Source organism: Thermopirellula anaerolimosa (assembly GCF_054657335.1).
The window spans coordinates 1,021,192-1,045,818 of sequence record NZ_BAAHYX010000006.1 but is presented as its reverse complement, the minus strand read 5'-3'; the positions used below and the strand labels follow the sequence as shown (position 1 = coordinate 1,045,818).

Below are 24,627 nucleotides of genomic sequence, written 5' to 3'. Positions count from 1 at the left end.
CGACCCTTGCGAGTCATCGCCGTTTGTTTTCCGACAACTTTGAAGCACTCATCCGGGAGTATCGCATCGTCGGCGACCTGCACCACGAAGCGATCACCCCGCCGCCACACGATTTCGAGCGGATCGAGACCGGGGCTTGTCGAGTGCGATCATTGATTGGCGGACGAACCCTCGGCCGGAGTAGTTTCAGCGGGAGCCTGCTCGGCAGGGGCTTGCTCGGCAGGGGCGGCTTCAGCCGCGCCGCTACCTTCGGCGGGAGCAGCCTCGGATTGGCCTTCCGCCGCCGCGGGAGCAGCAGGCTCGGCCGGCTTTTCGGCCGGTTTCGGGCAACCAACCGTGAACAGACCCAGGCTCAGGACGACCAACAACGCAGCGAACTTCTTCATGTGCTGTAACCCCCTATTCGGGTACCCAAACAACGAAAAACCGAAACGCGACCTCTTAACCATAGGTCGCTCCTGAGGGTATGATGCGCGGGAGGGTCGGGTTATTCCCGAGATTTTTGGCCGAAATTCGGAATCTTCACGTCCGGCGGGCGAATCGCCTTGATGAGGGAATAATTCTCCACCGCGGCGCATCGTTATAGGTGATAACGTCTGCATGACCGACCAGGATTGGCGGACAACTTTGGAGGCTTGGATACGCGACCACGCGGAGGTCGTCTTCGCGTATCTGTATCGTTTGGCAGGTTCGACTTCGGCAGCCGAGGATTTGACGCAAGAGGTGTTTTTGACCGCCTTGCGGAAAGGGGACCAGATTCGCGATCCGAAAAGGGTGAGGGCTTGGCTGATGACCGTCGCCCGAAACTCTTTTTTGGCTTCGCGTCGCGCGTCCCAAGCTTTGCCGACCGTGGAGTTGCCGGAAGCCGCGGAAATCGCCGACGACGAGTCGGCACCTGAGCATTGGGCGTTCGACGAGGAGCAATTGCAGGAGGCTCTGGCGGAATTACCGGACGATTTTCGTGTCGTAGTCTTGATGTTTTATTTTGAGGAACTCTCCTATCGAGAAATTGCCGAGCAGTTGGGTCTGCCCATCGGCACGGTGATGAGTCGGTTGTCGCGAGCGAAGGCGCAATTGCGAGCCAAGTTGGCGGGGTCGGTGGCGGTCTCGCCGTCTACGCCAGATTGATTGGGAGACGAAGATTCGCGATTTGTAAGTTGGTAAGTACTGCGTAAGAAGGTTGGGACGGGTACGGCGGTCGACAGGGATCGTCGCCGCAAAAGATGGAAGCAAACCCGATCGTAGGCACGGAGGGATTAAGAGGTTGCGCATGAGCGATAATCCGCGAAAAGACCAGTCCCGGCAACCGGATTCGCCCGGACGTCCCGAACGGGACTTCCGCGGTGACTCCTTGCCGGACGACTCGTTCGCGGCAAACGGGTTTTCGCCCAACGTGGCGAAAGACGCCGAGCAATGGAGAGGTTTCGACCGGTCCGTGCGACGTCAACTTCTCGCTGTTCGATTGCCGGAGGGGTTTCAGGAGCGACTCGTCGCCGCGGTCCTGCGGCAGGCGAAAGCCGATCCCGCGAGCGAGGGTATGATGGTCGCAAGCGACGGCGCCGGGCCAGGTAGTCCGATTGTCGGAGCGGAGTCCGCGGCGATTGAGATGGGAAGGGGGGATTGGTCGCGTCGGCGTTGGCTGCGATGGACTGCGGGCGTCGTTGCCGGGGGAACCGCCGCCGCGGTGGTCGTGTCATTGACTCGACGACAACCCGCCACGCGGCCCATGGAGGCCGGGGAGATCATGGAGGCCGCCGGCGCCCAGTTCGAATTGCAGGAGCACGCGTTCGGTACCGGTATTCCCTTGGCAAGCCGCCCGCCCGCCGACCCGTACCGCTTTAGCCGGGATGTCTTGGGAAGGGACATCCGATGGCGATCGGTGGTACTGCTGCAACGATCGGTTGTGGCGTTTGACATGCGTTCTTCGGCAGGGGATTCGGCGACCCTTTTCGCGTTGGTCGAAAACGTGGCCGGCCTGCCTCGTACGGTGCCGAGTCGGCCCCTGTTGCGAACCAGTCGTACCGCAGTTGCGGCCTGGAACGACGCGCCGTTGACGTACGTGTTGGTCGTCCAGGGGGATTCGGCGGCATACCGCCGCTTCTTGGCGCCGCTTGGTCCGGTTGCCTGAGTTGGGGACGGGAGCTTGCGAGCGGACAAGACGCGGTCGTTGCGACTTAGCGCAACCGCAGCGACCGATCCCGCGGGGATTCCCGGACTCTTCCCAGCCTCTTCAAGCTCTCCACGATGCTTGCCGACGGTGCGGGGTTGGTCCCTCAGGCCTGCTCGTGCGTTGCGGGGGAAAATCGCAAAAGCAACCAACCGACGATGCCGGCCAGTAACGAAGCGGTGAGAACGGCGGTCTTGGCCGTATCAAGCGACTGGCCCGGCCCGAATCCGAGCGCGGCAATAAAGAGCGACATGGTGAAGCCGATTCCGGCAATGACGCTCAGCCCGTGAATCTGACGCCACGAGACACCGGCGGGCAACTCCGCCAGATTGCATCGCACGGCAAGCCACGACGCTCCGAAAATTCCGATCTGCTTGCCGAAAAACAAGCCGGTCATAATGCCCAAACTGATTGGGTGAGCGAAGCCGGAAAGAAAGCCGGGCTCCAATGTTACGCCGGCGTTGGCCAAAGCGAAGACGGGCATGATGAAAAAGGCCACCCAGGGGTGCAGTGCATGCTCCATCCGTTCAAGAAGGGAATGGTGTGCCGAGTGGGCGCGGGAGGCTTCTTCGCCATGGGGGACGGCGCTATCGGGACCGCCGGTTTCCTCGGGGGTTCGCGGCTTGCCGGGTACCGTCAGCGCCGCCAAAACGCCCGCCACGGTGGCGTGGACACCGGACTTCAGAATGAAGTACCACAAGACCACGCCGACCAGGATGTAAGGTACGGCATAACGGCATCCCGCGCGGTTGAGCACGGCCAACACCAGCAGCGCCAACGCCGCCGAAACGAGCGCATCGGTGTGAATTTGGTTCGTGTAGAACAGGGCGATCACGAGCACGGCGCCGATATCATCCACAATCGCCAGGGCCACCAGAAACACCTTGGCGGTGACCGGCACCCGCGGACCTGCCAGGGCAAGCGCGCCGATGGCGAAGGCGATGTCGGTGGCCATGGGCACGGCCCAGCCTCTCAGCCCTTCGCCGCCCCAGTTGAAAGCGACGTAGAACAAAGCCGGCACGACCATTCCGCCGATAGCCGCCGCGGCGGGCAGGGCCGCCTTGCGAAAGCCCGCCAGTTCGCCGCCGGTGATCTCGCGCTTGATTTCCAAACCGACCAGAAAGAAGAAGACGGCCATCAGACCGTCGTTGATCCACAGCAGTAGCGGCTTTTCCACGCCTACGCCGCTCCATTTGACCGTGATGACGCTTGCGAGAAGTTCATGGTAGGACGATGACCACGCCGAATTGGCCCAGGCCATGGCGATGACCGCGCAAGCCACGAGAATGACGCCGCCTGCCGCCTCTTGTCGTAAGAACTCTTGAAAGAGGATCGAGAGTCGGTTGAACGGGTTTTGGAGTTTCGGCTCGGGGTGTTGCATGGCCGGGCCTCAATGCAGGAGCGGTACAAATCGGATAGGCAAGTCGCGGAATTGTAGCGCGGAACCTTCGAGAGACAACGGGCTGCGCGTAGCGCGCCCGCGTCGCGAAGGCGTGAATGCCCATCCTGTCGGCACGCCGCGGGGCTTGCTGCGTAGGGCTTTCGGGGAGAAGTCCTACCGATCAGTCGAAACCGCCGCGACACGGACGGCTATTACGGGAACGATGCCGTGCGGTCGAGGGGTTGGCCGGGTCGCCAGTGGAATCGCGGCTCTCCTTCCTCCAAGGTTCCGGCGGGGCGAGCGCCCTTGGCCGGCATGTTCCGCAGAGCGTCGCCGAGATCCTCTCGCATCGAGTCCGCCAACGCCTCGATCTGCTGAACTACTTGCGGGTATTGGTCGGCGAGGTTCTTCGTTTCGCCGGGATCGGATTCCAGATCGAAAAGAGAAAGCTCAATGGACGCTTGTTCGTAGGGTGCGGGCATGCCTCCGGTGCCGCCCGGACGCCCCGCCAAAGTTGGATACTTGTGTGGAAAATGCAGCTTCCACTTGCCCATGCGAACTGCATGCAGTTCCCGGCCCCAGTAGAAAAAAAGGGCTTGGTGAGGACTTTTGGCCTCCGCATCGCCGCGGATCAGCGGCAAAATGCTCACTCCGTCGATTTTGTGCGGCGGTAATTGAGCACCGATGATCTCCGCGATGGTCGGCAACAAGTCAATGGTCATGGCAGGCTCGCGGCACACGGTACCGGCGGGGACGGTACCCGGCCACCACATCACGGTGGGCACGCGGCAACCGCCGTCGAACATGGTCGCCTTGCCTTCTCGAAGCGGTTTGGCCGAGCCTGCATGATCGCCGTAGGACAGCCAGGGGCCGTTATCCGTCGTAAAAATCACCAGCGTTTTGCGATCGAGCTGATTCTTGCGGAGCGTGTCGAGGATTTGCCCCACCGACCAATCCACCTCCATGACCACGTCACCGAACAAGCCGCGTTGGCTCTTGCCCGCGAATTTGTCGCTGACGTAAAGCGGAACGTGGACCATGGAATGCGGCACGTAAAGCAGGAACGGGCGATCCTTATTCCTCTCGATGAAGTCGACGGCACGTTCCGTGTACCACGTCGTCAGATTCTTCTGGTCGTCGCCCGTCACGTCGTCGTCGATCACCTCGGTTTGTTGCAAGAGAGGCAGGTTGGGGTAATTTCGTCCGGCGGTTGGGTGGAACGGCCACATATCGTTGGAATAGGGCAAGCCGAAGTATTCATCGAACCCGTGGCTCGTCGGCAGGAACTTGGGGTGATGGCCCAAGTGCCACTTGCCGAAGCATGCCGTCGCGTAACCCTTTTGTTTCACGATGTCGGCGATCGTCGCCTCTTGGGGACTCAGCCCATGATTCGCTGTGTGATTCAGCGCTCCAAGGATGCCGACCCGAACGTTGTAGCATCCTGTCATGAGACCGGCGCGAGAGGCCGAGCAAACGGCTTGCGTGACGTAGAAGTCGGTGAAGATGCGGCCTTCGGCGGCCATGCGATCCAAATGCGGCGTGGAATAGCCCTCGGCTCCGAACGGCCCGATGTCCGCGTAACCCATGTCGTCGATGAAGATGATTACGAAGTTGGGCGTATCCGCGGCGGGCGAAGCGGCCCGGGCGAGGAAGGCGGGATTGAGCCAAAAAGCCGCGAAAGCCGGCAGGACCCGCGAGAAAACGTTCAGCATGATTCTTCTTTGTACGCGATTCTTCGTCATGATGGCCGGCCTCCCCGACGGATGGAGTTCGAGGAACCCACGGGTTCAGGCGGGTTCGCACCGCCCGTCAACTCTGGACAAGGTTGACGCCAATATACTCAACCCACACAGTAAAACCAATGCTTTGCCCGGCGCTTCAGCGTTTCGACGTACATGGGTCGCCGGCCTTGCGTTTTCGAGTTCGCAGGGCGCCAACCGGCGGTTTTCGAAATTATTGACACCCATATCAGCGGTCTCTAGAATCAGTCAGACATTGCAGCGAACGGCGGCGTGAGTCGATTCTTCCGTTCGGTAACCATTCCTCTTTCCGGAAAGGGAGGTGCCATCGATGGCAGCGCAGGGACAATCAGGTATCGTAAACGTGATGAAAGAGGCCCGCCTGTTCCCGCCTTCTCAGGAGTTCTCTTCCAAAGCCCGTATCAAATCCATGGCGGAATACGAGGCCCTGTGGCAACGTGCCAAAGATGACCTGGAAGGGTTTTGGGGAGAATTGGCCCAGGAATTGCACTGGTTCAAGCCGTTCGAGAAGGTGCTCAATTGGAACGAACCGTTCGCGGAGTGGTTCGTGGGGGGGCAAACGAACATCTCCTACAATTGCCTCGATGTGCATTTGACCACTTGGCGTCGCAACAAGGTGGCGTACATCTGGGAAGGTGAACCGGGCGACGTCCGCGTTCTGACCTACGAAATGTTGCATCGCGAGGTGTGCAAGTTCGCCAATGTGCTCAAGGGCTTGGGCATTCAAAAGGGCGACCGCGTTTCATTATACATGCCGATGGTGCCCGAGTTGGCGATCGCCATGCTGGCCTGCGCGAGAATCGGCGCCGTTCACTCCGTCGTCTTCGGCGGATTCGCAGCCGAGGCGTTGGCGGACCGCAACAATGACGCCCAGGCGAAGCTGATGATCACGGCGGACGGCGGTTGGCGGCGCGGCAAGATCGTTCCCCTCAAGGACAACGTCGACGCCGCCTTGGCGAAGTCGCCGACCGTGGAGAAGTGCATCGTCTATAAGCGGACCGGTCAAGACATCCCCATGGTGGAAGGCCGCGATCTATGGTGGCATGAATTGATGGAGAACGCCTCCGCGAATTGCCCGGCCGAACCCATGGACAGCGAGGCGCCGCTGTTTCTTTTGTACACTAGCGGTTCCACCGGCAAGCCGAAGGGAATCAAACACAGCACGGCGGGTTACAATCTCTACGCCAAGAAGACGACCGAGTGGGTGTTCGACGTCCGCGACGACGACATTTACTGGTGCACGGCCGACATCGGCTGGATCACCGGCCATACTTATATCGTGTACGGTCCGCTTTCGGCGGGAGTCACCTCCTTCATGTACGAAGGCGCTCCGAATTTCCCTGCCGAGGACCGTTGGTGGGACATGATCGAACGCTACAAGATCAACATTTTGTATACGGCTCCCACCGCCATCCGCACGTTCATCAAATGGGGCGATGAGCACGTGGATAAGCACGATCTGTCAAGCCTCCGCCTGTTGGGCAGCGTGGGCGAGGGGATCAATCCCGAGGCTTGGATGTGGTACTACGAGAAGATCGGCGGCGGTCGTTGTCCTATCGTGGATACCTGGTGGCAAACCGAGACCGGCGGGATCATGATTTCTCCGCTCCCCGGTTGCACGCCGCTCAAGCCGGGAAGCGCCACCAAGCCCTTGCCGGGAGTCGTTCCGGAGGTCGTTGGCGAGGACGGCAAACCCGTTCCTCAAGGTACGGGCGGATGGCTGGTGATCACCAAACCCTGGCCCTCGATGCTCCGCGGCATCTGGGGCGATGACGAACGCTACAAGCGGCAGTATTGGTCGGACGTACCCCACAAGTATCTCGCCGGTGACAACGCCCGCTGCGATGAGGACGGCTATTACTGGATCATGGGGCGGATCGACGACGTGCTCAACGTCTCCGGGCACCGACTCAGTACGATCGAAGTGGAGAGCGCCCTGGTCAGTCATCCCGCCGTGGCCGAGGCCGCCGCCGTGGGACGACCGCACGACGTCAAAGGCGAGGCCATTTGCGCGTTCGTGACCCTGGCGGAAGGCTTCGAACCGTCCGACCAGTTGCGGGCGGAGTTGAAACAGCACGTCCGCAAAGAGATCGGCGCGCTGGCCGTCCCCGATGACATCCACTTTACGGCGGCCCTGCCGAAGACGCGAAGCGGTAAGATCATGCGGCGGTTGCTGCGGGACATCGCTTCCGGTCGCGAGACCGTGGGCGACACCAGCACCTTGGAGGACTACAGCGTGCTGGCTCGACTTCGCGCCGGCGACGAAGGTTGATCGACCGTCGTTAGGGAATCGAACGAGCGACCGGGAAGGCGCGCGAAGACGCATCCGCACCGAAGCACAATCGGCGGCACAAGGCCGCAGATCGTTCGTGTCGATGACTCGTGATAAGCTTGATCCGTACCGCCCGCGGCGACTCGAATTGGACACTGCGGGCGGTCCCATTTTCAGGGGGATTTTGCTTGACGGAGGTTCGTTGCAACCCCTATATTAAATGGCGAACGCAGGTCCGGCATCTGTGAGCGACTGGAGACGGAGAGCCGAAAGGAGGTGGGCCGGATGTTAGAGAACCTTGGTATCGTCGATGCGTGTTTCTCGCTTCCCAAGGAGAGGGCGAGGGCTTCTCGTAAGCTCAACGGCAAGTCGGTATTGGAGTGGGTTGCGCGCCGCGCCACGGACAGCCAGCAATTGGACGGCGTGATCGTGGTCACCACGGCGAACCCGGACAACGAGTTCGTCAAGCATTTGACGCCGCTCGACGTGCCGGTCTTTGTCGCTCAGGCGGCGGATCCTTTGGGGGCATTGGCGTCCGCTCTGGAGGCCTATCCCGCCGCACACTTTGTGCGGATCGAAACCGCGTGCCCGCTCTTCGATCCGGTGCTCTTGGACCGGTTGGTGAAGGAAAGTCGTCGTGTGTCCGACCCGGTCGATTACCTGGGCTACCGCAGTCACAATGGCACGCCCGCGATGGCCACGCCGGTCGGAGTGTTCGGCGAATGGGTGAACGCCAAGACGCTGTTGGATGTCGCCCGGAACGTCCAGTCCGCCAAACACCGGACCCATCCCACTCGCTACATCTACGAGCGTCCGGAACGGTTCCGCGTGCGATGGATTCCGCTGCCCGAGGAAATCGATCGAGATGATCTTCGCCTCACGTTAAGTAGTGAAGACGACTGGGAGTATCACCAGATCATTCTCGAAACCTTGGGTCCGGATTGTGATCTGCGGACCATCACGAATCTGCTGGATCGCTGCCCATCGCTCCGCTATCAAATGGCGGAATTGAATCGCGCCTCCCGCATCGCGTGACGATCCGGCACGGCTTAAGGAGAACGGCTTAAGGAGAGTTGCTCGAATCGCCGCCGCCGTTTTCGAGTTTCGGTAAACGTGGGGCGGGCATGGTCTCCATGTATTTCCGCTCCAGCGAGTCGACCATTTCCGCAGGCCAACCCGGCGGAGCCATCCTTACCGTCTGGATGTCGATGTCCCCCTCGGGACCGTTCACCTCGTTCGCCCATTCTTGCACCGCCGCAACACGCTGTTGCGTCTCTTCGGCCTTATAAGATTGACGCACGTAAATGGTTCGATGCGTGCTGGGCGCCTCGGTCAGAATCCACTCGACTTTGAGTTTTCCCGCCTGGTTCAGCTTGCCGGTCTCCTGATCAAAATGCTGCTCTGAAATCAGGTTCTGGCCCATCCACCCCTTTTGGACCATCAGTTCCAGCGGAGCCTTGGCCGCGAAACGGTCATTGGGGACAAAACAGTCGGGCCAAGAGTTGTTGCGATAAGTGTCTTGCCCGATGCGGTGAAAGAACGCTTTGAGTCCTTGCGCCGAAGCCTGCGGCGAGGGAATCGCGACAATCATGCCTGCCAAAGCCGCAAGAATCATCCATGACCTTTGCATAGTGACCATCCTCGTTTAGGTCGATGAGCGTGTCTCGTTCCATCGTAAAGTTTTGCCGCGAGGGCGACTGCGGACGGGGCGAAAAGCCGCGGCAGGGGTCGCCCGGTTGCGCTCCGGTGCCCTTGTTTCGAGTATCGGCAGCGCGGGGCGAGAATCTACGACGGATTTGCGGCGGCTACGCATCTTTCCTATCTTCCGGCCCGTCGGCCCGCGAAACAGCGTAACTCTGGGAAACGAATGTGTCGATAAACTTATCGCATTTATCCCATGTCGCGCACTTCTCTCGATTTTTCGGAAAGATCTGCCGATGACAAGAAAACGGGTATTGCGGAATCGGGCCACCGCTCGATTTTCCGGAAGTCCTGCGGTTTGACAACGAAGTCGTCGAGCCGGGAAATGGCCCGACCATGCGGTTCGGAGACCGTCGTTTTCGGTCCGGCGACGGTTACCGCCGCACTTGCACTTCACGCCACGGAGGGTACTGCCGTGCTTCGATTACAGGCCAAGCTGGGGTTTATAGTTGTCGGCGTTCTCATCCCGGTGATGACTGCGGGATGCACCGCCTCTCGCAGCGTCTCGCCGACGCAAAATGCCGTCCAATCGCCCTTCGGCGGCGCTTCCGGTGGGACGTCCCTTTTCTCTTTCAAGCCTGCCCAGTCCGGCGGAGCGGTTGCGGCAAGCTACTCGGAACCGGTGCAGACGGCGGATCCAACTTCGCTCTCCACCGAAGCCAAGCCCAGCCCGCGACTTTACGTCGCCATGGCAAAACTGCATGAGAAATCCAACCAATTCGAGAAGGCGGAAGAACAGTATCGCCGCGCCCTTCAAATGGATGCCAAATACTTGGATGCCTTGCTGGGGTTGGGAAGACTCAAGGATCGCGAAGGGGATTACAAGGAGGCATTGGAAACTTATCAACGAGCGGTCAAGTATCATCCCGAGAATGCCGCCGCCTGGAACCACCTCGGCCTATGCCTGGCGAGGCAAGGAAAGCTCTCCGAAGCCGCCGACGCCTTGCAAAAGGCGGTGAACCTCGATCCCAGGCACGAGTTGTATCGCACGAATCTTGCCGTGATCTTTGTGGAAGCCGGACGGACGGAAGAAGCTTTACAGCAGCTTCGAGCGGTCCAGGATGAAGCCCAGGCCTATTACAATTTGGGGTATCTGCTCCAGAAAAGGGGCGATACGACCGCCGCGGCGCGGTACTTCAATCTTGCCCTGCAACGCAAACCCGATTTCGAGGAAGCCCGGCAGTGGTTGGAGACGCTTCGCACCCGAAACGACAATTCATTGATTTCTGAGGAACCTCGAATGGGGCGTGCGAAGCAGCGAGTCTCGCTGACCCAGCAATTGGCTGCACCGGGGTCGGCGGAGAAGGATGCCGCTGCGCCGTCTCAAACCGACTCGGATAACAACGACGGACGCCGCGCGAGTCCGTTTCGTCTGCCGTTCTTTTCCCCGCAGTCGAAGGGAACCTCCGCTCCGGCCTTCGGAAATGACGGTACCGCCAGCACCGACCGAACGCCGGACCCGGGAACGCCGCCGCTCATTTCGTGGTCGCCGCCGGGAGGAAGGGGGTCTCGTTCAGAGTTCGATGCCGGCACCGAGATGTCGCGGAGTGCGCCGCCTAAGCTTGTTCCCGCATCTTCACAACCGAGCCCGAAGACCGGCAAGGAAGTCACCATCCAATCACCGAAGTCCGGTTCCGTCGTGGCGCCTTTACCGCCGGTGTTGGCCGAACCGGTGGCCGAAGTGCAACCGTTGCCGCCGATTGCACCCTAAGCCCCGGTGCGTATGACGCTGTCGGCACCAACGACGTCGGACGGCGCGGCCTCGCGTAAGCCCGGGGGCTTCGACACGCGGTTTTCCCGAACGATTCGAGATTCCAAGCGATTTTCGCCGTGCCTGGTGTGTCGCGCCGAGGAACGGCATGGTGCGACAAGAAGGGTCAGGTTTTCGCCTCGCTGGAAGTCTTCTTGGCGGACGTTTTGCCCTTGCCCGATCCATTGCTCGAGCCGTTGCCGGACCCGTTGTTCGAGGACGACTTACCGTTGTCCTTCGAGGCGGCTTGCCGATACGAGTCGCTGCGATAATCCGTGCAATAGAACCCGGAACCTTTGAATATGATGGCCGCGCCGGTCCCTATCAAACGGCGCAGTTTCTTTTTGCCGCATTCGGGGCACTTGACCAGCGGGGCCGCGGTGATGCTTTGAAACGTCTCGAACTGATGTTCACAGGCATCGCAAACATATTCATAGGTCGGCATAGCTGCATCTCCGGGTTATGAAAGTGTATGACGGTCGGGGTAAGTTCTGATTCTCGCAGCCTCTGTATCTAGGAATCGACGCAACGTCCGTTCGAAAGCCGGTCGCGCCGCACCGGAGGATCTTCGGCGGAACGCCCGTCTGACCGGATCAGGCGGTTCCATTACAGGCGGCCAATCTGTGCTCGCATTTAACCGGACTGCTCGCCTTCGCCGTCCGGCGACATGGAAACCACGACTTGGCTCGGTCGCACCACTCGATCGTGCAAGGTGTAGCCTTCTTGCGTCACGTAAATGACGGTATTGGGCGGGGAGTCGCCGGTCGGTTGACGCGAAATCGCATGGTGCAAATTCGGATCGAACGGTTGGTTCAAGGCCTCGATCCGGCGGCATTCGTGTTTTTCCAACACGTCCTGCCATTGCTTCACGATCATGTTCAAGCCCGTCAAGAGCGCCGAAAGATCGTGATTCTTTTCCGCCGAGTCGATGGCCCTTTGGAGGTTATCCAAGACCGGCAGCAGGTCGCGAATCAGATCCGCGGCGGCGTAACGGCGATCGTCGGCCATTTGCCGCTGAACCCGTTTCTGATAGTTCTCGAATTCCGCTTGCCATCGCATTGCGCGATTGCGGTGCTCGTCCGCCTCCCGCCGCAGGGCCTCGGCTTCCGACTGAAGTCGTGCAATTTCAGTTCGGCCGTCAACCTCGCCCGAGCCGGCGTCGTCCGATGGAGTCCGGTCGGGGATTGGGGTTTGTTCCGAAGAGTCCACTGAATCCATCTTGCTTTCCGTTTGCGATACCAAAGGTTCTCGCGAAGTTTCACCCTGCGAAGGGCCGGCATCGCGAGGGGCGCTTTCTTGCGGTTTCCGGTCTTGAGATCGTTTCGCCATCGTCGTGTCCTCGCTCCCTTGCCATTTCGTCACGATACACCTTCAGGCGAACCGTCTTCTCGTCCACACACTCAAGCCGCTCGTCTCAGCTCGCGGCACCGACATCCTGCGGCATGTCTTGGGACTATCTTATCCACGCTTCGAAAAAAGCTCCTTGATCATGCCGAAAAAGTCCTTTCGTTTGGGCATGACGTCGGCATTCTCGATCTCCGCAAGCTCTCTCAGCAGTTTCTCGTGCTTGGGGCTGAGAGTCTTGGGGACCTCGATGAACACCTGCACCAAAAGGTCTCCTTTTCGGCGGGATCGCATATTCGGCATGCCTTTCCCTCGCAGCACAAAGACCTCTTCGCTCTGCGTGCCGGGAGGGATATTGAGGTTTTCGGGACCGTTCAGCGTGGGGACTTCGATGTCGGCACCGAGGGCGGCCTGCGTGTACGTGATCGGCACGCGGCAGATCAGGTTCTGCCCGTCCCGCTTGAACAACGGGTGCTCGCGGACGTGGAGTAGCACGTAGCAATCGCCCCGGGGACCGCCGTTGGGGCTAAGTTCGCCCTCGCCTTGGAGTCGCAGTCGCGTGCTGGAATCGACGCCCGGGGGGATGTTGACCTCTCGCGAGACCGTCTCGATCACCGCCCCGTTTCCCTTGCATTGGGTGCAGGGGTGGGGAATGGTTGTGCCACGACCGCCGCAGGCCGGGCAAGTCGTTTGCAAGGAAAATAGCCCCGCCGATTGCATGATGCGTCCGCGACCGCCGCAGTAATGGCAGGTCTCCGGTTTCGTGCCGGGCTTGGCGCCCGATCCGCGGCATGTTTCACAAATCTCGTGTCTGCGGAAGCGGACGGTCTTGGAGGCTCCCTCCGCCGCCTCGTGCAGATCGAGCGAGATTTCGCAGAGGATGTCCTCGCCTCGCCGCGGGCGATTGCGCCCGCCCATGCTCCCGAAAATCTCGCCGAAAATCCCTTCGCCGAAGATATCGCCGAAGGCCGAGAAGATTTCGTTGATGTCGCGGAACTGATGGGCCTGATAGTTCCCCGACAGTCCCGCATGACCGTATCGGTCATAGGCCGCCCGCTTCTCCGGGTTGCTAAGAACCTCGAATGCCTCGGCAGCCTCCTTGAATCGAGCCACCGCCTCCTCGTCGCCCGGGTTGCGATCAGGGTGGTATTTCAAGGCCAGCTTGCGATAGGCATCCGCGATCTCTTTGTCCGAGGCGTTGCGCGAAACGCCAAGAACCTGATAATAGTCTTTTTTTTCGGACATGGTCGCCATGTCAGGCTCAAGGAGATTGGATAACAACGGGTCGCTAGTGAGAGGGTCGGCGAAAGCCGGTCGGGGATGGTGAGCGAATGGGATCGAATCGCTCATTCCTTGCGGATCGATTGCAATCGAGGAAGCATCCCAAGAACCTTCACCCTCTCAAGTGTAGCTCCCCTTGTGGTTTCGCGAAACGCCGTCGCAACCGGCCTCTGACAGGCATCGTCAACTTTCGATCGTGTGGGAAATCGCAAATTTTGCGGACACGGCAACTGGGCGACAAGCTTCGGGCCGCCTCCCGGGAGACGGCCCTGGCTTGCTTTCTCACGTGTCGGCAACGTTATTTCCGGCGCGACGATCCGCGCCGAACTCGTCTCGGATCAGCGGATTACGCCTTCCGCGACCGTTTCCTCTTCATCCTCCTTGGGAACGTCGGTTACGAGCACCTCGGTGGTCAACATCAGCGAGGCGACGCTGGCCGCGTTCTCGAGGGCACAACGAACGACCTTGGTCGGGTCGATGATGCCCGCTTTGAACATGTCCACGTACTTGCAGGTCAAGGCGTCGAAACCGACGTTGCCTTCCTTTTCCAAAAGGTCTTGGACGACCACGGCACCGTCCACGCCGGCATTGGCTGCGATCTTTTCCAAGGGTTTGGTCAAGGCTCGCCATACGATGTCCACGCCGATTTTCTCGTCGCCGCGGGCGGCACTGCGAGCCTTTTCCACGGCTTCACGGCACCGCAGCAAGGCAACTCCGCCGCCCGGCACGATGCCTTCCTCCGCCGCTGCGCGCGTCGCATGCAAGGCGTCTTCCACGCGGGCCTTGGTCTGCTTCATCTCGGCCTCGGTCAAACCTCCGACTTGCACGACCGCCACTCCGCCGGAGAGCTTGGCCAATCGCTCTTGATATTTCTCGCGGTCGTAGTCGCTGTCGGTAGTTTCGATCAACTGGCGAAGTTGATCGGCGCGGGCCTTGATGTCGGCAGGTTTTCCGCCGCCTTCGACGATGGTCGTCTTGTCGCGATCGACGGTGATCTTCTTGGCTCGACCGAGGTGGGACAACTCGACGTTTTCGAGTTTCATCCCCAGGTCCTCGCTGATGAGCGTCCCGCCGGTCAAGATGGCGATATCGCCCAGCATGGCCTTGCGTCGGTCGCCGAAGCCTGGGGCCTTCACCGCGCACACGTTCAAAATGCCGCGGAGTTTGTTGACCACCAAAGCCGTCAGCGCTTCCCCTTCCACGTCCTCGGCGATGATCAACAAGGGCTTGCCCATTTGCGCCGTCTTTTCCAAGACGGGGATCAGCTCACGCAAATTGCTGATCTTTTTCTCGTGGATGAGGATGAAGGCGTCCTCCAAGTAGCAATCCATCTCCGGCATGCGGTTGATGAAGTACGGCGACAGGTAGCCCTTATCGAACTGCATGCCCTCGACGATCTTGTAGGTCGTCTCGGCGGACTTGCCTTCCTCGACGGTGATGACGCCGTCCTTGCCTACCTTTTCCATGGCCTCGGCCAAGAGATTGCCGATGGCAGCGTCGTTGTTGGCGCTGATGGTACCCACGCTGGCCAACTCGGACTTGTTCTCGACCCGCTTGGCGATGGAGTGGAGATGGTTGACGGCGGCTTCCACCGCGCGTTCGATGCCGCGACGGATGGCGGTGGGATTGCTACCGGCCACCACGTTCCGCAGTCCTTCGCGGTAAATGGCATGAGCCAACACGGTGGCCGTGGTGGTGCCGTCGCCCGCCGTGTCGGACGTCTTGGAGGCCACCTCGCGAACGAGCTTGGCTCCCATGTTCTCGAACTTGTCCTCCAGGTCCACTTCCTTGGCGACGGTGACGCCGTCCTTGGTCACCTGCGGTCCGCCGAAGGATTTGGAGAGGATCACGTTATGGCCCGCCGGTCCGAGCGTGGCGCCGACCACATCGGCCATTTTTTCCACGCCCCGTAGCAGTTTGGCGCGGGCTTGATCTTGATATAGCAGTTGTTTCGCCACGATTGCGGCTCCTTATGATCTGTATCCGAGCGATGCGTTTCCGTGCGTCTTTACCGGACGCCCGACCTCACTTTACGACCTTGGCCAACACATCGCTTTCGCGAAGGATCTTGACCTCACGACCGTCGATTTCGATGTCCGTGCCGCTGTACTTGCCGAAAATGACCTCGTCGCCGACGGCTACTGAAATCTCGGTCCGCTTACCGTTGTCCAGCAGGCGACCGGGACCGACCGCGAGCACGGTTCCGCGCTGCGGCTTTTCTTTGGCGGTATCCGGCAGCACGATGCCGCCGGGGGTCGTCTCTTCGGCCTCCAAAGGCTCCACGACGATCCGGTCATCCAACGGGCGCAACTTGATATCCTTCATCTCTACCACCCTTTTCTATTGAGTCCTGTCCAGTTCGAACCAACCTGTATCCGTCGAGAGAGCTTTCCGGTTGCTGCCTTTCTCTCCCTGGTTGCCTTTCCTTCGGGCGCCGCCCGTTTGGCGGGTGACGACGGCCCGAGTGCATCAATAGTCGTAATCGTCCATGTCGTGGTTGTGCCCGGCGGGCTTTTTGTCGGATTCCTTCTTGGGAATCTCCGTCACCAGGCAGGAAGTCGTCAACAGCAGGCCGGCCACGCTGGCTGCGTTTTGAAGCGCCACGCGAACCACCTTGGCCGGGTCGATGACGCCGGCTTCCATCATATCGACGAACTGATCGCGGTCAGCGTCGTAGCCTTCATTCTTCTTCATCTTGCGAACGCGGTTGACCACCACGGCGCCCTGTTGACCGGCGTTTTCGGCGATCGTTCGCAAGGGAATCTCCAGAACATTGGCGATGATCTTGGCGCCCAAGGCCTCATCGCCGGTCAACTCCAATTTTTCCACGGCTTTGGCGGCACGCAGAAGCGCCACGCCGCCGCCCGGTACGACGCCTTCCTCCAGTGCGGCCTGAGTAGCATTCTTGGCGTCTTCGATCAGGAACTTGCGTTCCTTCAATTCGGTCTCGGTCGCGGCCCCGACGTAGATCTGAGCGACGCCGCCCGACAATTTCGCCAACCGCTCTTGCAGTTTTTCGCGGTCATAGTCGCTGGTCGTGGTCTGAAGCTCGCGCCGGATCATCTCGCAGCGCCCCTCGATTTCCTCCTTGGCGCCTGCGCCGCCGGCGATGGTGGTATCGTCGGCCGAGATGATGACCTTTTTGGCCTGACCCAAGTCGCTGAGCTTGACGGATTCGAGATTGATGCCCAAGTCCTTGAAGATGGCCTTGCCGCCGGTCAGGATGGCGATGTCGCCCAGCATGGCCTTGCGGCGTTCACCGTAAGCCGGGGCCTTGACCGCGCAAACGTTCAAAATACCGCGGAGCTTGTTGACCACCAACGTCGCCAACGCCTCGCCCTCAACGTCTTCGGCGATGATCAGGAGCGGGCGATTGGCCTTGCTGACCGCTTCCAACAAGGGCACCAGCGCCCGGGCGTTGGAAATCTTTTCTTCGTGCACCAAGATCAGGCATCGTTCCAGTTCGCAGGTTTGCGTCTCCGGATTGGTGACGAAGTGCGGCGAGAGGAAGCCGCGATCGAATTGCATGCCCTCGATGAACTCGACGGTCGTCTCGGCCTGTTTGCCTTCCTCGACCGTGATCGCGCCGTTCTTACCCACCTTGACGAAGGCCTCGGCGAGGACGGCGCCGATGGAGGGATCGTTGTTCCCGGCAATGGTGGCTACCTGGACGATTTCTTTGCGGTTCTTCTCGTCCACGCTTACCGCCATCTTGCGGATGGCTTCGACGGCGGCATCGACGGCCTTTTGGATTCCGCGATTCAGGGCCATGGCGTCGGCGCCCGCGGCGATCATCTTCAGGCCTTCCTGAAAGATCGCTTCCGCCAAGACGGTGGCGGTGGTGGTGCCGTCGCCCGCCACGTCGTTCGTTTTCGAGGCGGCTTCACGAACGAGCTTGGCCGCCAGATTCTCGTAGGGATTCTCGAGATCGACGTCTTCGGCGACGGTGACCCCGTCCTTCGTCACTTTGGGGGAACCCCAACTCTTGTCGAGCATCACGTTGCGGCCGCGAGGCCCCAACGTCGCTTTGACCGCGGCCGCCAATTTGTTCACGCCCGCCGCCAGCGATTGCCTCGCGACGTCTTCGAATAGCAGTTGTTTCGCCACAGTGATTCCTCCTCAAATCTGTGATAGGTTAACCCCACTCAGGAAGGTCGACCGGAATTGTTTCCGCAAATCGCCCTGTAGAAAGGCCCTGTCTGTAAGCCGTTCCCTCCGTCGCAACGTCCCCACAGGCGATCAACCGAAGTTCCGACCGCCACCGGTAAGCGTGTGTGTGCGCCAAAAATCCGTTTCGGTTGCCGAGACGTTATGGGCCACGCAGTGCAGTCGCGCAGGGCACGGCGAATCGTCCGCCGTCTTCGTGGCAGCCGCTCAATCGGAATGCTCCGCTTTAAGCAATCTCCATTCCGAACGGCAGGAGAAAGACATAAGATAATATTAAATAAATACTTATGAGAACGATTACGAATCGGATCGAATCGGTTGGTGCGGAGCACAACTCGGGTGAGTGCCATTTTGGCAGACGCCGGAAACCTTCAAGCTGCCGACGGTCGGTGCGCGCTCACGCGCGGAAGTGAAGCATCGTTTTGCCGGGCGCAAAGACGCCGGAAAACTTGCACGCCGTCCCTTCTTGTCTGGTTGATTGATGTCGGGATATCAGGGGGACGCGGCGGACAGCGCGATCGCGATTGTACGGGGCCGGCCTGGACGCCGGAGCGGGCGGGCACTGGGCAATAAAAAGCGGCAACAACGGGAACCGTCGTTGCCGCGCGATGGCAATCATTGGCATGCCTTCTCGAATCGGCCCGTGCAACCTGGGATGCAAGGTTTACCGAGACGGAAGGATTTTCTATTCTCGAACGCTAGCCTGGTCTGCGGTTGGGAAATCCTTGGGGACGGGTTGCGTGACCTTGCCGGAGGCCGCCCATTCTGCGCCGCGTTGATAGGTCGTGATGAATGCCACGCTTTTCAGTTCCTTGGCGGTATGTCCCAACGCCTCAAAGAAAATGCGCCCTTTGCCGTACCGGACCGTGAACAGCAGGGGTTCGTGCTCGTCGGAACCGCCCTTGTCGGCAGGAGCGAAGGCCGTGGCGAGTACCGTGAGGTTCTTGGCCGGACCGCGGAGCCAACCGTAGAGTTCGTCGGGGACGTGCATAAATTTTTCGGGCAAGCCCTGGGTAATGGGGTGCAAGTTGTGGCGGACGACGATTTGGAACGGTTGCATGGGACCGTGCCCGCCGCCCCGACCGGGGGAGTTGTCGAAGACGGCGCGACCGTCACGCCAACGCACGTAAGGGCCCCAGTTTTCGTTGCGACCGCCCCAACCGCCGAGACCGATGATCTCGTTGTATTCGGGCCAGTCCGGGAAGGCGGCGCAGGCGAAGTGGTACACGACCACCCCGCCCCCGTTCTTGACATAGTTCACAAATGCCGCCTTGGTCTCTTCCGGCCAGGCGTCTCCTTGATAGTTGAGCACGACCAGGTTGTAATCCTGGAATGACGGTTTGAATCCCGACATGTCCTCGCCCTTTGCCGGAGACTGGGCGACGTCCACCGTAAACAGGCCCGTCTCCTCAAGCAACTGTTTGAGGACCGGCGTGGTCCCCTGCCAGTTATGGCCGTTTTGGCCCGTCACGATCAAAGCCTTGTATTCCGCCGCAAGACCGCCGGCGGCGAACATCAGGCTCAGCACGCCCGCCCAAATAAAACAACGTCGATTCATGGCACGTTCCTTTCTGGAAAACACACACGGTATCCGAAAACGCGATCTACTGCCGGTCCGGTCATCCGGGCCGTGGGGACGAAATTGCCCAGCGGCTTTGACTAGCATAGTCGCCCGGCTAGCATAAAAAAAGAGTGCGGCAAAGACGCGGCATCCCTCGGTTCCGGCAAGGTCCGTCGCGGGCGAGATCGCGCGATACCCGTGTCCGTGCTGTGAACGGAACAAGCCTGCTGACACTCACTCCCAGCGGCGACAGGGAAGGGCGATCGGCGTACGACGCCGGGAATCTCGAAGGAAACGCCGACGCGGCCAACAAGGCGGCGCGAGTACGCCCCGCGTGTCTTTCACGCCGGGGTGAACCGGGTGACATTTGTGGCATGTTCGAGATCATCGACCACACCGCCGATATCGGATTGCGTATCCAGGCTGCCACGCTGGAAGGACTGTTCCAAGAAGCGGCGGAGGGCATGTTCTCGCTGCTCGTGGAAGATTTGACGGCGGTGCGCGAGGAGACGGAATTCCCGTTTGACGTTGCCGCGAACGAGGGATTTGACATGCCGACGCGCCCCAACCCAGGCGAGTCGGGCACGCCGTGTGCCGCGCCGACGCGGCTTTCGGATGCGTGGGAGGACCTTTTGCACGACTGGTTGGCCCAATTGTTGGTTGTGTTTGACGGCCGACGCATGGTTTTTCGGCGGTTCAGCGTGCGGTTTGTCGCAACCGGGTTGCACGGCCGGGCATGGGGTGAGAGGTTGGATCCCGAGAGGCATCGCCCGCGGATGGAAATCAAGGCGGTAACCTATCACGAGCTTCATATTGCCCGAACCGAACGCGGCTACGAATCCCGCATCATCTTCGATCTGTAATTCCTCTTTGTTGATCATCCCGCCGCTTCGGTGAACGGCGTCGGCGGGCGGAACCGAGATTTCGCCCGACAACGGCGACATCGGTTGGCGCGAGTTGCGTTGCGCCGGGCACGCGCTCCATAATTGCTTGCACCCTAGCGACGGTGTCTGTCTGCGACCGCTTTGCGCTATCACAGCCCAAGCCCTGAGGTGTTTTATGTCCCAACGATTGCGGCGTAAGTCTTGCCAAGTTATGTGCTGGGTTGTCGCGTGCATCGTTGCCGTATTCGGTTCGGCGGAAAGGGGGACGCCGGCCCTTGGCGCCGGTGTGGATGAAGACTCTCTTCCGGCGACGCATGTCGGCCAAAACGACGACGGAACGTGGTTCCTTGAAAACGCAGCACTCAAAGTGCGGATCGACCCACGGACGGGGGCGTGGTCCGTTCTCGACAAACGCTGCCGACGGCAATGGATTTCGGCCACCGAATACAAGTCCGAGTCGCCTCGGTTTCGCCGGGTCGCCGCGGTTCCCGAGTCGGGCGACGCCTTGCAGTTCGAGGCCGCCTTTAGTTGGACCGAGAATCAACCCATTTACACGCAGGTGACGATCCGCTTGCCCGCCGATTCGGCTGACTTGCACATTACGGCGGACATGGAGGACCGCACCCGAAAGATCGGCGCGAGTCGGTTTTGGGACCCGCTGGGGGCCGACGTGGACGGTTTGGGAATCGCGGTGGCGGACTACTGCAATGGGCACCTGTATCCCGCCGATACCGAATCGCTGCCGCGACGTTGGTTCTCGACATCGCGTTTGGACATGCCGTGGGTGGGCGTTTGCGAGGGCACGAGAGGGCCGGCGGTTCTGGTGTTATTCGAGACGAGCGATGACGGGGCCGTCGAATTGGTAAAACGCGACGTGGCCGGCCGCTCGCTCTTCCTGCCGCAAGCTATCTGGCAAGATTCCAAGGGAGCGTTCTCCTATCCTCGGCGACTCACGTATGCGTTTGCGGCGGAGGGGGGATATGTCGCCCTGGCCAAGCGATATCGGCAATACGCGAGCCAATTAGGGTTGATCGTACCGTTTGCTGAAAAAGTGAAGGCGAACCCGGAAATCCGCCGCCTGTTCGGTGCGCCCGACGTGTGGGGATACGCCGCACTCGAGTTCGCTCAGGCTGCCAAAGACGCCGGCGTGCGGCGTCTGCTGGTGCAGGGACGCATGCCGCCGGATTCGATGCGGCAGGTCAACGAGTTGGGCTACATCACCAGCGAGTACGACAACTACACCGATATCACGGCGGTCGATAGCGAAGACAAAATTGATCGTTCGCACGACTTCATTCCGCAGAGCGTCGTCTTGAGAGCCGACGGCGAGCGCATGACGGCCTGGTTGACGTTCGACAAAAAGACACAGTTCATGAAGCGGTGCCCTGCGCTCTGGTTGCGGACTGCGCGGAGGGATATCCCCAAGATATTGGGCGAGTATCCCTTCCTGGGGCGATTCATCGATGTGACCACCGCCGAGGACTTGTACGAGTGTTACGATCCGGAGCATCCGTTGACGCGCGCGGACAAGCGCCGGTGCGGCGAGGAACTGCTGGCCTATGTCCGTTCGCAGAAACTCGTAGTCGGCGGGGAGCACGGGATTTGGTGGGCGGTACCGTACACGGACTACTTCGAAGGCATGATGAGCGGCGGGAATTACTCATGGCCGGCGGGGCACCTCATCGCGCCCAAGACCAAGGACGAGCGATTCCACAGCCCGTGGGGACAGGAGTTGCCGCCGTGGCAGGAATACGAAAAGTGGGGCATTGGGCACCGGTATCGCGTGCCCCTGTGGGAATTGGTCTTTCATGATTGCGTCGTTACCACGTGGTATTGGGGCGATTCCAGCGATTTCCTTTTGCAGGCGGCTCCGGAAATCACACCCAAAAAGGATGCGTACAATATCCTGTATGGCACGATTCCGCTCCTTTGGGCGGATGCGCGGCGTGGTTCCTGGCGCAATCATCGCGACGTCTTTTTGCGAACCTATCGCAACACCTGCATCTTGCACGAGGCTATTGCCGGGACCGAAATGCTGGATCATGAGTTCCTAACCGAGGATCGTCGCGTGCAAAAGACGACCTTTTCCGACGGAACCTGGGCGGTGGTCAATTTCGGCCCGGAGCCTTACGAACTGGCCGCGGACGGGCGGCACTGGGTGTTGCCCGAGAACGGCTTCGTTGTAAAAGGCCCCGCCGTCGAACAATCACGGGTCGTGACGGACGGCGGCGTTGTGACCGCGATTCATGGGCCGGACTTCGACTTTTCGGAGACCGAATGACGGGCGAGCGAGCGTTCGCCGGCGTTGCCTTTAACGGACCAGGAGGATTCTGAGGTTGTTTGCAAACTTACGAAGGGTTTTGTTGGTTCGGCAAAAGAATCACCCGGGCAGCGTTGGCGGTCGTTCGAAAACGCTGCATCGGTGTCGCGGAGCGGCGGCCTCGATCGCTTTTGGCGCGGCCATAGCCATTGCGGTCCATATCGGCGGCGCGGCGCTCATGCCGGGGGCGCGGGCGGGCGATGCGGTTGATAGCGCGGCCGTCATGTCGATCACGGGCGGAGAGCTGCACGACTCCGTCGCCTTTCTTGCCGACGACGCACGCGAGGGACGCGAGGCGGGCAAACCGGGGGGCCAAGCCGCGGCGGAGTACCTTCGCGGCGAACTCGAAAAGCTGGGACTCCGCCCCGCCGGTAGCGACGGATTTTTCCAGCCCTTCGGCGACGGTTATCGCAACGTATTGGCCGAATGGCCGACCGATGCGGCCGACGACGCGGAAATCATCATCGTAGGGGCGCACTACGATCACGTGGGCTACGGATCGAAAAGAAACGTGCGCGACGAACCGGGGGCCGTTCACAACGGCGCCGACGACAACGCCAGCGGCACGGCGGCGGTGCTGGAAATCGCCGAGGCGTTTACGCTGCTCTCACGACCGACGCGGCGGAAGGTCCTCTTCGCCTTTTGGGATGCCGAGGAAAAGGGGCTTCTCGGTTCGAAGCATTGGGTGCAAAACCCGACGCGCCCGCTCGATAAGGTTCGATTCCTTGTCAATATGGATATGATCGGGCGACTGCGGGATCATCGCGTGGAGGTGTACGGGGTTCGGAGCGGCTTCGGTCTCCGCGAGATGCTGAGCGGCTTGAATCGGGACACCGATTTGGTGCTGGCGTATTCCTGGTGGAATCGCGGGGACACCGATCACGCCCCATTCTTTCGTAAGAGAGTGCCTTACCTTTTGTTTCATACGGGCATGCATGAAGACTACCACGCCGCCACGGACGATACGGAAAAGATCAACGTGGATGGCATGGAAACCGTTGCCCGCTTGGTCTTTGAACTGGCCTACACGCTGGCCGACCGTGACGAATCAATTACGTTTCGAGACGCCGCAGGGAATGAGTCCGCCAAGGATTGGGACGCACTCTTGAAGGAACCGAAGCCGTGGCGAGATCGCGCGGGCATGGTCACCGGGGATGTCCCGCCGGAGTCGGGAGGCCTGGCCGTTCGCATATCGGAGGTTCGCCCGCAATCGCCCGCAGCGCGAGCGGGATTGGAACCGGGCTGGTTCGTGGAATCCGTAGACGATGTGCCGGTCACGTCCTCGGAGCGATTGACCGCCCATCTTTTATTGACGCGGCGATCCGCCGTGCGGATGACGCTTGCCCGACCCGACGGTACGAAAGAGACGCGGGAATTGACCCTCGAGGGATCGCCGTTGCGATTAGGCATGCAATGGCAACCGGACGATGCCGAACCTCGCGGGATTCTTGTGACGCACGTGCTGTTCGGGTCTCCGGCGGAACAGGCGGGGATTCAGGCCGGGGATTACATTTTCGCCGTCAACGGCGAACCGCTGAGCGAACCGGACCGCTTCGAGGAAATCATTGAACGAACGGCGTTCCCTTTCACGCTGTTGGTGGACCGGCAAGGCAAGCTGAAGACCGTGACGATCGGGGATTGGACGGAGACGGCCGGCAACGCCCACGCGTCACCCTGAAGTCACTCTGAATCCGCCTTTTCGCATGAACCGATCGGTCTTGCCAACCGTCGCCCGGCGAATAGTCTTCTCCGAACTTGTGTCATACCCGAATAGAAAAAGCCCCTTGGCGGCGAGATTGGAAACACCCCTCCGCTTCGACCTTTCCCGAAAAGTGGGGCCTTGCTGACATCACCCATGAGTGCGAAAGAGCGGGCGGGACTGGAGGTCTTCGGTTGGGTCAAAGCGGCAGAAGCCTTGCCCCGGTACTTGCGAGGAAAATCCTGGGGGTGAGCCACCGCCAGGCTAAGCGCACGTGAGCGCTATCGCGTCTCATGTGCGGCGGGATTGGGGCACCGGTTGCGAGGTCGCGCGTCCAATC

At 60.5% G+C, this 24,627-nt stretch carries 19 protein-coding genes; 8 read left to right on the top strand and 11 right to left on the bottom strand.

Going from position 1 to position 24,627, the window contains the following annotated elements; translation table 11 throughout:
* Positions 1 to 149: 149 nt before the first annotated feature.
* Positions 150 to 386: a hypothetical protein gene (locus ACYQ6J_RS09980; protein WP_460184035.1), complete on the bottom strand. Its 237-nt coding sequence runs from the start codon at positions 384 to 386 to the stop codon at positions 150 to 152.
* Positions 387 to 600: 214 nt separating this feature from the next.
* Here ACYQ6J_RS09980 and ACYQ6J_RS09975 point away from each other — a divergent pair, with 214 nt between their 5' ends.
* Entirely contained in the window at positions 601 to 1,128 is a 528-nt protein-coding gene (locus ACYQ6J_RS09975) for an RNA polymerase sigma factor (RefSeq protein ID WP_460184034.1), read from the top strand.
* Between the two features lie 142 nt (positions 1,129 to 1,270).
* Positions 1,271 to 2,128 (top strand): hypothetical protein, encoded by an 858-nt coding sequence (locus ACYQ6J_RS09970; RefSeq protein ID WP_460184033.1) that lies wholly within the window; start codon positions 1,271 to 1,273, stop codon positions 2,126 to 2,128.
* Between the two features lie 145 nt (positions 2,129 to 2,273).
* Here the strand turns inward: ACYQ6J_RS09970 and nhaA are convergent, their stop codons facing one another.
* Both nhaA and ACYQ6J_RS09960 read right to left on the bottom strand, forming a co-directional pair.
* A complete protein-coding gene (nhaA, locus tag ACYQ6J_RS09965; protein ID WP_460184032.1) occupies positions 2,274 to 3,548 on the bottom strand; it encodes a Na+/H+ antiporter NhaA in 1,275 nt (424 codons plus the stop codon).
* Positions 3,549 to 3,760: 212 nt separating this feature from the next.
* A complete protein-coding gene (locus tag ACYQ6J_RS09960) occupies positions 3,761 to 5,290 on the bottom strand; it encodes a sulfatase family protein (RefSeq protein WP_460184031.1) in 1,530 nt (509 codons plus the stop codon).
* 328 nt (positions 5,291 to 5,618) lie between these two features.
* Between ACYQ6J_RS09960 and acs the strand changes: the two genes are divergently transcribed.
* Positions 5,619 to 7,580: an acetate--CoA ligase gene (acs, locus tag ACYQ6J_RS09955; RefSeq protein WP_460184030.1), complete on the top strand. Its 1,962-nt coding sequence runs from the start codon at positions 5,619 to 5,621 to the stop codon at positions 7,578 to 7,580.
* Positions 7,581 to 7,865: 285 nt separating this feature from the next.
* The gene (locus ACYQ6J_RS09950) at positions 7,866 to 8,615 is read left to right on the top strand and encodes an NTP transferase domain-containing protein (RefSeq protein WP_460184029.1); all 750 of its coding nucleotides are present in this window, start codon (positions 7,866 to 7,868) and stop codon (positions 8,613 to 8,615) included.
* 28 nt (positions 8,616 to 8,643) lie between these two features.
* Here the strand turns inward: ACYQ6J_RS09950 and ACYQ6J_RS09945 are convergent, their stop codons facing one another.
* Positions 8,644 to 9,210 (bottom strand): hypothetical protein, encoded by a 567-nt coding sequence (locus ACYQ6J_RS09945; RefSeq protein ID WP_460184028.1) that lies wholly within the window; start codon positions 9,208 to 9,210, stop codon positions 8,644 to 8,646.
* A gap of 486 nt (positions 9,211 to 9,696) precedes the next feature.
* Between ACYQ6J_RS09945 and ACYQ6J_RS09940 the strand changes: the two genes are divergently transcribed.
* Positions 9,697 to 10,992 carry a tetratricopeptide repeat protein gene (locus ACYQ6J_RS09940; protein ID WP_460184027.1) on the top strand — a complete coding sequence of 432 codons (1,296 nt, stop codon included), beginning with the start codon at positions 9,697 to 9,699 and terminating at the stop codon, positions 10,990 to 10,992.
* Between the two features lie 166 nt (positions 10,993 to 11,158).
* On the opposite strand, the gene ACYQ6J_RS09935 is transcribed toward ACYQ6J_RS09940, so the two are convergent.
* From ACYQ6J_RS09935 to ACYQ6J_RS09905, 7 genes are all read right to left on the bottom strand, one after another.
* The gene (locus tag ACYQ6J_RS09935; protein ID WP_460184026.1) at positions 11,159 to 11,476 is read right to left on the bottom strand and encodes an FmdB family zinc ribbon protein; all 318 of its coding nucleotides are present in this window, start codon (positions 11,474 to 11,476) and stop codon (positions 11,159 to 11,161) included.
* Positions 11,477 to 11,664: 188 nt separating this feature from the next.
* Entirely contained in the window at positions 11,665 to 12,249 is a 585-nt protein-coding gene (gene grpE / locus ACYQ6J_RS09930; RefSeq protein ID WP_460184025.1) for a nucleotide exchange factor GrpE, read from the bottom strand.
* A gap of 240 nt (positions 12,250 to 12,489) precedes the next feature.
* Entirely contained in the window at positions 12,490 to 13,620 is a 1,131-nt protein-coding gene (dnaJ, locus tag ACYQ6J_RS09925) for a molecular chaperone DnaJ (RefSeq protein ID WP_460184024.1), read from the bottom strand.
* A gap of 374 nt (positions 13,621 to 13,994) precedes the next feature.
* Positions 13,995 to 15,614 (bottom strand): chaperonin GroEL, encoded by a 1,620-nt coding sequence (gene groL / locus ACYQ6J_RS09920; RefSeq protein ID WP_460184023.1) that lies wholly within the window; start codon positions 15,612 to 15,614, stop codon positions 13,995 to 13,997.
* 67 nt (positions 15,615 to 15,681) lie between these two features.
* Positions 15,682 to 15,981, bottom strand: a complete 300-nt coding sequence (gene groES, locus ACYQ6J_RS09915) for a co-chaperone GroES (RefSeq protein WP_460184022.1) — start codon at positions 15,979 to 15,981, stop codon at positions 15,682 to 15,684.
* 144 nt (positions 15,982 to 16,125) lie between these two features.
* Positions 16,126 to 17,763 (bottom strand): chaperonin GroEL, encoded by a 1,638-nt coding sequence (gene groL / locus ACYQ6J_RS09910; protein WP_460184021.1) that lies wholly within the window; start codon positions 17,761 to 17,763, stop codon positions 16,126 to 16,128.
* Between the two features lie 745 nt (positions 17,764 to 18,508).
* On the bottom strand, positions 18,509 to 19,381 hold the full coding sequence (locus ACYQ6J_RS09905; RefSeq protein WP_460184020.1) for a ThuA domain-containing protein: 873 nt from the start codon (positions 19,379 to 19,381) through the stop codon (positions 18,509 to 18,511).
* Positions 19,382 to 19,593: 212 nt separating this feature from the next.
* Between ACYQ6J_RS09905 and ACYQ6J_RS09900 the strand changes: the two genes are divergently transcribed.
* From ACYQ6J_RS09900 to ACYQ6J_RS09890, 3 genes are all read left to right on the top strand, one after another.
* Positions 19,594 to 20,247 carry an archease gene (locus ACYQ6J_RS09900; RefSeq protein WP_460184019.1) on the top strand — a complete coding sequence of 218 codons (654 nt, stop codon included), beginning with the start codon at positions 19,594 to 19,596 and terminating at the stop codon, positions 20,245 to 20,247.
* A 196-nt stretch (positions 20,248 to 20,443) separates the two neighbouring features.
* A complete protein-coding gene (locus ACYQ6J_RS09895) occupies positions 20,444 to 22,549 on the top strand; it encodes a glycoside hydrolase (RefSeq protein WP_460184018.1) in 2,106 nt (701 codons plus the stop codon).
* Positions 22,550 to 22,631: 82 nt separating this feature from the next.
* Entirely contained in the window at positions 22,632 to 24,266 is a 1,635-nt protein-coding gene (locus ACYQ6J_RS09890) for a M28 family peptidase (protein ID WP_460184017.1), read from the top strand.
* Positions 24,267 to 24,627: the final 361 nt, after the last annotated feature.